Origin of the sequence: Flagellimonas amoyensis (genome assembly GCF_003058265.1) — a bacterium.
GTDB classification, from domain to species: domain Bacteria; phylum Bacteroidota; class Bacteroidia; order Flavobacteriales; family Flavobacteriaceae; genus Flagellimonas; species Flagellimonas amoyensis.
Genome location: NZ_QBUK01000001.1, coordinates 453,506 through 464,089, shown reverse-complemented (window position 1 = coordinate 464,089; position 10,584 = coordinate 453,506). Strand labels below are relative to the sequence as shown.

Here is a 10,584-nt window from a genome sequence, read left to right as displayed (position 1 = left end):
CATTTGATTTAAGCATTAGTCCAAGGCAAAAACTTGCACAAACGAGCCTGCCCGACCATATTGGATCGGGTTAAAAAGACCTATGTTAAATCAAATAAGAAAAGTCTGATGCAGTACCTGAACGTCCCGTATCAGTGGCGGTGGGGCGTAGTCCACAAAGGCGTTGGTTTCTTCCGCTTCCGCTTCAAAAAGGTAAAAATAGGAATGGACAAAGCTTACGAAGAAAAGCTGTTGGTCCAGACTGAAATTGTCAAAGGACATTTTAAGGTCGTCCTGTCCCTGGACGGTAAACGATTCATCATCACAACAGGAAGACTCCATATCCATGTCCATGTCCATACCGCAATCATCGGCATGGGCAAAAAAGGAAATGTCCATGACCCGACCCATACAAAGGTGCTTGTCCACCGTCCATGAAACCGTGGAAACCAAGACCAAAAGGGCCATTAGGGATAATATGAACTGATGTAGAATCTGCTTCATTACGGTACAAAACTACAAAATATTAACATTTATTGTTTTGCTTAACAGAACTTTATCTCTTTTCAAGATGTAAGTTCCGTCTTTTTTGTCGTACAAAACCCCTATTCAATACCTTTGCAAAAAAATTCCTCATGCTAAAATCGTTGGAGCCCAAAATACTTGAAATCGTAAAAGATGAAGACAAATCAGTGGACACCCGTTTGGGTGAAATCTGTGAACTGCTGAAAAGCAATGTTCCCTATTACGATTGGGTGGGATTTTATTTCAAAAATGGGGACAAGCAGGAACTGAAATTGGGTCCCTATGCCGGTGCGCCCACCGACCATACCATTATTCCCTTTGGGAAAGGCATTTGCGGACAGGTAGCGGTGAGCAACCAGAATTTTGTGGTACCCGATGTCACAGCGCAGGACAATTATATTGCCTGTAGCATCACCGTGAAGGCCGAGATTGTGGTACCTCTTTTTGTGAACGGTGAAAATGTGGGGCAAATTGACATTGATTCCAACACCCCTGACCCATTTACAGCGGCCGATGAGCGTTTTTTGGAATTCATCAACCAAGAAGTGGCCAAAATTCTGTAAAACTTCCACTATTTTGTTGATAACCCACTCTTCTTTTTGTGACAAAAGGGGTAATTTTGTGCGCTTAATAAATTGATTGTAAGACACAGAAGATGACTGCCAAAAAAGCCTCCGCTGCACTGATTTCCGTATTCCACAAAGATGGTCTGGAACCCATCGTAAAAAAACTGAACGACTTGGGCGTAACCCTTTATTCCACGGGGGGAACCGAAACATTTATCCGTGACCTCGGCATTGATGTGGTGCCGGTTGAGGATGTGACCAGCTACCCCTCCATTTTGGGTGGCCGCGTGAAGACGCTGCACCCGAAGGTCTTTGGAGGCATATTGAACAGACAGGACAATGAGAGCGATGTGGCCCAAATGAAGGAATTTGACATTCCCCAATTGGATATTGTCATCGTGGACCTGTATCCCTTTGAAAAAACCGTAGCCAGTGGCGCTTCGGAACAAGATATCATTGAAAAAATCGATATTGGCGGAATCTCCCTGATCAGGGCAGCCGCCAAAAACTTCAAGGATGTACTTTGCGTTTCCTCCATGGAGGACTACGCTGACTTTTTGAACGTGATCTCCGAAGGAAACGGAACCACCACTTTGGAAAACCGCAAACGTTTTGCGGCAAAGGCCTTCAATGTTTCCTCGCATTATGACACGGCCATCTTCAACTATTTCAACAAAGACCAGTCAGCACCCGTGCTAAAAATCAGCGAGACCAAAGGTCAAGTGTTGCGCTATGGGGAAAACCCGCACCAAAAAGGGTATTTCTTTGGCGATTTTGAGGCCATGTTCACCAAATTGCACGGTAAGGAACTGTCCTACAACAACCTTTTGGATGTGGACGCTGCCGTAAACCTCATTGGTGAATTCAAAAATGACGACCCTACCTTTGCCATCCTCAAACATAACAATGCCTGCGGTTTGGCTACACGAAGCACCATCAAACAGGCGTATGCGGATGCGTTGGCAGGAGACCCGGTTTCCGCATTTGGCGGTATTTTAATCTCCAATGTTGAAATCGACAAACCTACTGCCGAAGAAATCCACGACCTTTTCTGCGAGGTGGTCATCGCTCCGAGCTATTCCGATGAGGCATTGGAAATTTTACAAGGCAAAAAGAACAGGATCATCTTGGTCCAGAATGAAATAGAATTGCCCGAAACTTTAGTTCGCACTTGCTTGAACGGCGTATTGGTGCAGGACAAGGATTCCAAGACCGATGCTCAAGAAGACTTGACCCCGGTAACGGACAAAAAACCGACGGCTGCCGAAATCGAGGACCTTTTGTTCGCTTCCAAACTGTGCAAACACACCAAGAGCAACACCATCGTATTGGCCAAAAACAAACAGTTGTGTGCCAGTGGTACTGGGCAGACCTCACGTGTGGACGCACTGAACCAAGCCATTCACAAGGCCCAATCCTTCAATTTTGACCTGGAAGGTGCCGTAATGGCCAGCGATGCCTTTTTCCCGTTCCCCGATTGTGTGGAAATTGCGGACAAGGCAGGCATCAAAAGCGTGATCCAGCCCGGAGGTTCCATCAAGGACCAGTTGAGCATTGATTATTGCAATGAAAATGGAATGGCCATGGTCATGACCGGGACACGGCATTTTAAACATTAATTTTAGTACATTAGCCGTTAATTTTTACCGTTAATCCGAAATAGACGCTTTTTTTATGGGATTTTTTGATTTCATGACCGAGGAAATCGCCATTGACCTTGGTACCGCAAACACCCTGATCATCCACTTGGACAAGGTGGTTGTGGACAGTCCCTCCATCGTGGCCAGGGACCGTGTATCGGGAAAAATCATCGCGGTGGGACGCGAAGCCAGTATGATGCAGGGCAAGACCCATGAAAACATCAAGACCATCAGACCTTTGAAGGACGGTGTGATCGCCGACTTCGATGCATCGGAAAAGATGATCAACATGTTCATCAAAAACATCCCGGCACTTAAGAAAAAATGGTTTCCGCCGGCACTGCGCATGGTCATCTGTATCCCCTCCGGCATCACGGAAGTGGAAATGCGGGCCGTTCGGGAATCTGCGGAACGGGTGAACGGAAAAGAAGTATACCTGATCCACGAACCTATGGCTGCGGCCATTGGTATCGGACTGGACATTATGCAGCCCAAGGGCAACATGATCGTGGACATCGGTGGGGGTACCACCGAAATTGCCGTGATCGCGCTTGGAGGCATCGTTTGTGACAAATCAGTGAAAATTGCAGGGGATGTCTTCACCAACGACATCATCTACTATATGCGAACCCAGCACAACCTTTATGTAGGGGAAAGCACCGCAGAAGCTATAAAAATTGAGATCGGTTCCGCAACGGAAGATTTGAAATCGCCCCCGGACGACAAGTCCATTCAAGGGCGTGACCTCTTGACCGGGAAACCCAAACAAGTCCAAGTCTCCTACCGTGAGATTGCCAAGGCACTTGACAAGAGTATCCTACGGGTTGAGGACGCAGTTATGGAGACCCTTTCCCAAACACCCCCCGAACTGGCAGCGGACATCTATAACACGGGCATTTATTTGGCCGGAGGTGGATCAATGCTCCGTGGATTGGACAGAAGGCTTTCACAAAAGACCGACCTTCCCGTGTACATAGCGGAAGATCCTTTGAGAGCTGTGGTACGTGGTACAGGGATTGCCCTTAAAAACTTGGAACGCTATAAAAGTATTTTGATCAAATAGTTCCGTCTTCAAGACGGTTCCATTACCTTGAAGGCGTTCAAAATTTTCTTAACGATACGATTGCATGCAACGCATCATCAACTTTATCCTACGCTATAGAAATGCATTTCTCTACTGCTTTCTTGCGCTCATTTCGTTGGTGATGACGGTCAGGTCACACTCCTACCATCAGTCCAGGTTCTTCAATTCCTCCAAATGGATTTCAGGAAGCATCTACGCTTCGGGAGCGGATGTATCCTCTTATTTTGGCCTTCGCGAAGAGAACAGAAGATTGGTTGGGGAAAACGAGTACCTGCGGAAATTGCTCTTCAATTTGGAGAACGACAGCGTTCAGCCATTGGATTCCAGCATGGTCAGCTATGAGGTGATCAGTGCCAAGCTGATCAAGAACAGTTTTGTTTCTCCCAGAAACTATCTTACCATAGACAAGGGAAGGAATCAAGGCGTGAAGCAGGACATGGGTGTCATCACATCCCAAGGCATCTTGGGGATTGTGGAAAATGTTTCCAACAATTTCTCCACGGTCCAGAGCATCCTCAACTCAAAGTCCAACATCAACGCCAAGATCAAGGACACCAATTATTTTGGATCCCTGATCTGGACCAGCCAAGACTACACCATGGCCCAACTGATCGACATCCCACGTTTGGTACCTTTGGTAGTGGGCGATACCATTGTGACCGGGGGAATGTCCAGCATCTTCCCAGAGAACATTCCCATCGGGACCATCAAAAAATATGACCTGAACGAATCCAAGAGTTTCTACAATATTGATGTGGAACTCTTCAACGATATGGCGAACATCAAAAATGTGTACCTGATCGAGAACAAAAACCGAAAGGAGATCGAAGAACTCGAAGCAAAGACGACCAATGAATAGCACCATTTTATTGAACATATTCCGTTTTGTGCTATTGGTCCTCGCCCAGGTCTTGATTTTCAACACCTTGAATTTCATGGATTTCATCAACCCGATGGTCTATGTCATCTTCTTTTATTGGTACCCCCTCAAAAGCAACAGGGCCCTTTTTATGGTTGTTTCCTTCCTGTTGGGTTTCATCATCGATGTTTTTTCAGACACTCTGGCCCTCAATGCCATTGCATCTTTGACAGTGGCCTATGCAAGGCCCGTGATCATGCGGTTCTGCTTTGGGGTGAACTATGAGTTCCAGAATTTCAGTTTCAAGAACACCACCAAGATCCAACGGGTTACCTTTTTGGCCCTTTTGATTTTGATCCACCATTTGCTATTCTTTTCGCTGGAAATTTTAAGTATCGCCCACTTCCTTTTAATTTTGAAGAAGGTTTTTGCCACAGGTATCGTAACTTTAATACTTTGTACGCTGTTCAGCTCACTTTTTAGTCCCAAAAGCGAATAAAATTGAAGTTGCTTCGTTGAAATACAAAGAACTGAGAGCTCAACTCCAGTCAATTGATTATGAAAAAGCTGTTATTGTCATCCATTATCGTCATCATAGGGTTCACCTTCATTGGGAGGCTCTCCTATTTACAGCTTTTTCGTTTTTCCCCAGATCAGATATTGGAGGACCCTGCCATCAAAAAAATCTATGATTATCCGGAACGTGGGTACATCTATGATCGGGACGGGAAACTCATGGTGGGCAACCAACCTGCCTATGACGTCATGGTCATCCCTAGGGAAGTCAAGCCTCTGGACACCCTTGAATTCTGCACGCTCTTGGGCATAGACAAGGCCACTTTTGTGTCCAAGATGAATGTTGCTCGGCACTATTCGCCCCGTCTGCCCTCTGTACTGGTCCCCCAACTTTCCAAGGAGGACTATGCCAAGCTCCAAGAAAAAATGCGCCATTTTACGGGCTTCTATATCCAAAAAAGATCGTTGCGCTATTACAATACCCACAGTGCAGCCAATGTACTGGGCTATATCAGTGAAGTGAACGAATGGGAGCTCAAGAACAATCCCTACTATGTGGCCGGGGAACTCAAGGGACACACCGGCATTGAAAAACAATATGAAGAGGAACTAAGGGGCAGAAAAGGCGTAAAGCATATCCAAAAAGACCGTTTTAATCGTGATATCGGCCCTTACAAGGAAGGTAGATTGGATACCTTGCCCATGCCTGGAAATGAGATACAGATCACATTGGACAAAGAGCTCCAGGAATATGGCGAGCAACTCATGCATGGCAAACGGGGTGGCGTTGTCGCCATAGAACCCAAGACAGGTGAGATTTTGGCCATGATTTCCGGCCCCACCTATGACCCTGCGCTACTGGTGGGCAGGGAACGCTCCAAAAACTACAGCAAACTGCACTACGACTCCATCGCAAAGCCTACTTGGGACCGTTCCATTTTGGCACAACCCTCGCCCGGATCGCCCTTCAAGACGCTGAATGCCCTGATTGCCCTTCAGGAAGGGGTGGTGACCCCAGAGACCACCTTTAGGTGCTACCATGGTTTTTATGTGGGGAACACGTTGAGGGGCTGCCACTGCGGCGGTGGGATAAAGAATATGAACTCTGGAATATATGAATCCTGCAATGCCTATTTTGCCGGGGTGTTCCGAAAAATCTATGAAAAATACCCTACCACAGATCAGGGAATGGATGCTTGGGAAAAACACATGAAGAGTTTTGGCCTTGGCGGTTATTTGGGCACCGATCTTCCTACAGGGGCTCCAGGCAGGATTCCGGACAAAACCTATTATGACAAATGGTATGGTGATGGGCGATGGGCCGCATCCACTATCATTTCCAATTCCATTGGGCAGGGGGAAATTGCCGCGACCCCATTGCAATTGGCCAATATGACGGCCGCCATTGCGAACCGCGGCTATTTTTACACCCCCCACATCATCAAAAAAATAGGAGGCTCCGGGGCTATAGATCCCAAGTACACTGAACCCAATTATACCACGATTGACCGAAAACATTTTGACCCCGTTATCGAGGGAATGGCCAATGTGTATCAGTATGGTACCGCAAAATGGCTCAAGATTCCTGGAGTGGACATTGCAGGAAAGACCGGCACGGTGGAAAACTTTGTGCGGATAGACGGTGAACGCATGCAGCTCACGGACCACTCGGTATTTGTTTGCTTCGCTCCGGTGGAGAATCCACAAATTGCCATAGCGGTTTATATTGAAAATGGCTATTTCGGCGCACGTTATGCAGGGCACATTGCCTCTCTTCTCATTGAAAAATACATCAACGGGGAAATCACACGGACCGATCTGGAAAAAAAGATGTTGGAAAAAACCTTGGAGCACGAATATGCCAAACCCTACAGTGGGGAACCTTTCAAAATAAATCAGCGTGAGTGGTAAGGGTCCCTTTGGAAGAATTGACTGGATATCGGTTATTTTGTATTTGCTTTTGGTCTTTATTGGGTGGATCAATATCTACTCCACTTCTTTGACCGACTCCGACGGTTCCATTTTTGATTTCTCCACACTTTACGGAAAGCAACTTTTCTTTTTCGGCATTGCCGTGCTTGGGATTATTTTGGTGCTCTTTGTGGAATCCAATTTCTTTGAACGGTTTTCGTCCATTTTTTATATGGTTTCCATTGCACTGCTATTGGGTCTCTTCGTATTTGGAAAAACCATAGCAGGGGCCACTTCATGGTACAATCTTGGGTTTTTCAACCTACAGCCCTCCGAGTTGGCAAAAGTGGCAACGGCACTTGCACTGGCAAAGTTCCTCAGTGATATTCAGACAGACATTCGGACCCGAAAGCACCAAATGTACGCCTTGGTGATCATCCTGTTGCCCGCATTGCTCATACTGCCGCAACCCGATCCCGGTAGTTCCCTGATCTATTTCTCCCTGTTCTTTGTACTCTTCCGGGAGGGATTCCCCATTTATTATCTGGGCATCCTGTTGGTCATGGTAGCGCTGTTCGCTACCACGCTGATGTTCGGGACGGTCTGGGTGAGCATTGGGTTGGTGATACTCGCCCTACTGATCTATACCTTCAAAAAAGCTTCCGTAAAGATTCCCATCCTGCCTGTGGTCGGGGCCATCATCGTGTCCATTCTCTTCTCACTTTCGGTAAACTTGGTGTTTGAGCATGTTTTTGAACAGCGCCACAGAGATCGCTTTGCCCTTTGGTTGAGTTTGGAAAAGGATGAAAAGAAGTTGGAGGAAATCCGAAAGACCATTGGGTACAATACCTACCAGTCTGAAAAAGCCATTGAATCGGGCGGCTTTTTTGGAAAGGGTTTTCTGGAAGGCACCCGGACCAAGGGCGATTTTGTGCCGGAACAGCACACGGATTACATTTTCAGTTCCGTGGGTGAGGAATGGGGGTTTTTGGGGACCATGACCGTTATTTTACTGTTCTCCATTTTCTTTTTACGGCTCATCCATCTCGCGGAGCGTCAAAAAAGTGATTTCAGCCGGATGTATGGGTATGGGGTCATCTCCATTTTGGTGTTCCACTATTTCATCAATATCGGAATGGTGATCGGACTGCTCCCCACCATAGGTGTTCCCCTTCCTTTCTTCAGTTATGGAGGCTCTGGGCTCATCTTTTTCTCCATGCTGCTGTTCATCTTCCTGAAACTGGATTCCAACCGTCTAAAGGACGGTATCTAGAAATCCCAGCCCGAAGCATCGACTGTTTTCTCCACCCGGTCTTGCCAAGATTGAGGCTGTTTCTGGAAAAAATCCACTCCTGTCCGCGTTTCCAAAGTGGCAATGGGCACCAAAAAAGTATCCAATGGGGCTTGACTTTCCCTAGCGTCCATCAAAAAGGCCAAGGCCTTTACCTGCTCCCCCTCTTTTCGAAGGACTATTTTATAAAACGCTCTGGGCACATCCACATCCTCTTCCCCTATCTCTTCCAATCCATCTTCCAGCACTCCACCAGTGATGACTATCAGGTCCCCATATGTTCTGCACCAATTGCGGACCTGCTGCTCCAACCGGTTCCATACGCCTGCATTGAACTCCCTGTCCTGCGGGCTGATGTTGCTGGTGTAGAAGGTCTCATTATATGCCTGTTCCGAAAAACGTCTGTCTCCTGCTGGACACAGATGCCCCCTATCGTAGCCTGAGCCCCTGTAGTTTCGCCAATCCGCAGATTTGGTGGAGACCTCGGGGTCTTCAATAAAATAGGGCCGTTTTCGGTCATCATTGGTCAAATGGCTTTTTTTGAGTTCATAGGCCACCCACTCCGCTTGTTCGTGCGGTTCACTATAGGAAAGGGTATAAAATTCATGGTTGACCACTTCTCCCGTGGTGGAACTGGGCAAATAATCCATTTCTATTTTTGAAGTGCCGGTACCCTTCGGATTAGAATAGGTATCCGGGGTATAAAAATTCTCAAACAACCAAAAGCCGATGATACACAGGGCAATAAGAAATGTATATGTGGTCTTCTTTTTCATTTATTTGCAAATAAGTCTGTAAGTTTAATAGATATTGTACTTGATTGTCCGACCGTTAAACTCGAAACAAAACCATGAAACATTTTCTGCTCATTTCCATCTTGACCCTTTTTCTGATGTCCAACGTTCCAGCCAATGCACAAACATACCAACCTTCTGCGGAAAATCTGAAAAATAGGGAGTGGTTTCAGGATGCCAAGTTTGGAATGTTCATCCACTGGGGGATCTATTCGGTGCTCGGGGTGCATGAATGGGTCATGGAAACCCAGTCCATTGACAAGAAAACGTATGAAAAGGTGGCCTCGTTCTTCAATCCTACAGCATTCAACGCAGAAGAATGGGTGCTGCTGGCCAAGGCCACTGGGATGAAATACATCACCGTAACCACCAAACACCATGATGGGTTTGCTCTATTTGACAGTCAACTCACCGATTGGGACATCATGGACAGGACCGTTTACCAACAGGATGTGATCGGGGCATTGGCCAAGGCCTGTGAAAAGCATGGCATAAAGCTCTTTTTCTACTATTCGCAACTGGACTGGCACCACAATGACTATTTTCCCAGAGGACAAACCGGAAAGGCTGCTGGAAGGTCGGACGCCGGAAATTGGAACAACTATATTGACTTTATGAACGGCCAGCTCACCGAACTACTGACCAACTATGGCGATGTAACGGGGATTTGGTTTGATGGTTGGTGGGACAAAAAAGATGCGAATTGGCAATTGAGAAAAACCTACGACCTGATCCACAAGATACAACCCCAGACATTGATCGGCAGCAACCACCACCAGACCCCAAAAGAGGGTGAAGATTTCCAAATGTTCGAAAAAGACCTGCCCGGTGAAAACAAGGGTGGGTTCAGCGCAGAGGCGACGATAGGCCGATTACCTCTTGAGACGGCGGAGACCATGGCCCACAGATGGGGCTTTTCCCTTCAGGACAAGGCTTATAAATCTTCCAAGGAATTGATCCATTATTTGGTGAAGGCCGCGGGGCACAACAGCAACTTTCTTCTCAACGTAGGGCCCATGCCCAACGGCAAGATACAGCAGGAATTTGTAGACACCTTGAATGTGGTCGGTCAATGGACTTCCAAATATGGCGAATCCATTTTTGGCACTCGGGGAGGCCCTATTGCACCCCAGACCTGGGGCGTTAGTACACAACGGGACAACACTGTCTTTGTCCATATTCTTGATTGGCGGTCCAATACTTTCCTGATCTCTGGGTTTGACAAAGAAATAAAGTACATAAAGGCGTTCGAAACCAAAATGGACCTGCCTTTTGAGGTTACCTCCTATGGCATTTTGGTGGCCTTGCCCAAAAATTGGGAAAACCAGACTGATTATATCCTCGAAATTGGGACAGAATAAATCTCATGTTTCCCAATATGTGGAACAGGATGATTCCTGATTTCACACGGAAAATCAC

10 protein-coding genes are annotated in these 10,584 nt (G+C 46.8%); 8 read left to right on the top strand and 2 right to left on the bottom strand.

All coding sequences use genetic code 11. The features are described 5' to 3' along the window. Nucleotides 1-90 precede the first annotated feature (90 nt). Entirely contained in the window at nucleotides 91-483 is a 393-nt protein-coding gene (locus DB398_RS01950; RefSeq protein WP_234415985.1) for an HYC_CC_PP family protein, read from the bottom strand. Between the two features lie 131 nt (nucleotides 484-614). Between DB398_RS01950 and DB398_RS01945 the strand changes: the two genes are divergently transcribed. From DB398_RS01945 to rodA, 7 genes are all read left to right on the top strand, one after another. Beyond that, nucleotides 615-1,067, top strand: a complete 453-nt coding sequence (locus tag DB398_RS01945) for a GAF domain-containing protein (protein ID WP_108422700.1) — start codon at nucleotides 615-617, stop codon at nucleotides 1,065-1,067. 92 nt (nucleotides 1,068-1,159) lie between these two features. Next, nucleotides 1,160-2,689, top strand: a complete 1,530-nt coding sequence (gene purH, locus DB398_RS01940; protein WP_108422699.1) for a bifunctional phosphoribosylaminoimidazolecarboxamide formyltransferase/IMP cyclohydrolase — start codon at nucleotides 1,160-1,162, stop codon at nucleotides 2,687-2,689. 55 nt (nucleotides 2,690-2,744) lie between these two features. After that, nucleotides 2,745-3,773: a rod shape-determining protein gene (locus DB398_RS01935; RefSeq protein WP_072875703.1), complete on the top strand. Its 1,029-nt coding sequence runs from the start codon at nucleotides 2,745-2,747 to the stop codon at nucleotides 3,771-3,773. 64 nt (nucleotides 3,774-3,837) lie between these two features. Further along, nucleotides 3,838-4,653 (top strand): rod shape-determining protein MreC, encoded by an 816-nt coding sequence (gene mreC / locus DB398_RS01930; RefSeq protein WP_108422698.1) that lies wholly within the window; start codon nucleotides 3,838-3,840, stop codon nucleotides 4,651-4,653. Further along, nucleotides 4,646-5,152 carry a rod shape-determining protein MreD gene (locus DB398_RS01925; RefSeq protein WP_108422697.1) on the top strand — a complete coding sequence of 169 codons (507 nt, stop codon included), beginning with the start codon at nucleotides 4,646-4,648 and terminating at the stop codon, nucleotides 5,150-5,152. The genes mreC and DB398_RS01925 overlap by 8 nt, the downstream gene beginning before the upstream one ends. Nucleotides 5,153-5,211: 59 nt before the next feature. Next, nucleotides 5,212-7,080 (top strand): peptidoglycan D,D-transpeptidase FtsI family protein, encoded by a 1,869-nt coding sequence (locus DB398_RS01920; protein ID WP_108422696.1) that lies wholly within the window; start codon nucleotides 5,212-5,214, stop codon nucleotides 7,078-7,080. Continuing rightward, nucleotides 7,070-8,353 (top strand): rod shape-determining protein RodA, encoded by a 1,284-nt coding sequence (rodA, locus tag DB398_RS01915; RefSeq protein WP_108422695.1) that lies wholly within the window; start codon nucleotides 7,070-7,072, stop codon nucleotides 8,351-8,353. Before DB398_RS01920 ends, rodA begins: the two co-directional genes overlap by 11 nt. Here the strand turns inward: rodA and DB398_RS01910 are convergent. Beyond that, nucleotides 8,350-9,147, bottom strand: coding sequence for a DNA/RNA non-specific endonuclease (locus DB398_RS01910; RefSeq protein ID WP_108422694.1), 798 nt, complete (start codon nucleotides 9,145-9,147; stop codon nucleotides 8,350-8,352). The genes rodA and DB398_RS01910 overlap by 4 nt on opposite strands. A 74-nt stretch (nucleotides 9,148-9,221) precedes the next feature. Here DB398_RS01910 and DB398_RS01905 point away from each other — a divergent pair, with 74 nt between their 5' ends. Further along, the gene (locus DB398_RS01905; RefSeq protein ID WP_108422693.1) at nucleotides 9,222-10,526 is read left to right on the top strand and encodes an alpha-L-fucosidase; all 1,305 of its coding nucleotides are present in this window, start codon (nucleotides 9,222-9,224) and stop codon (nucleotides 10,524-10,526) included. The last annotated feature ends 58 nt before the right edge of the window (nucleotides 10,527-10,584 follow it).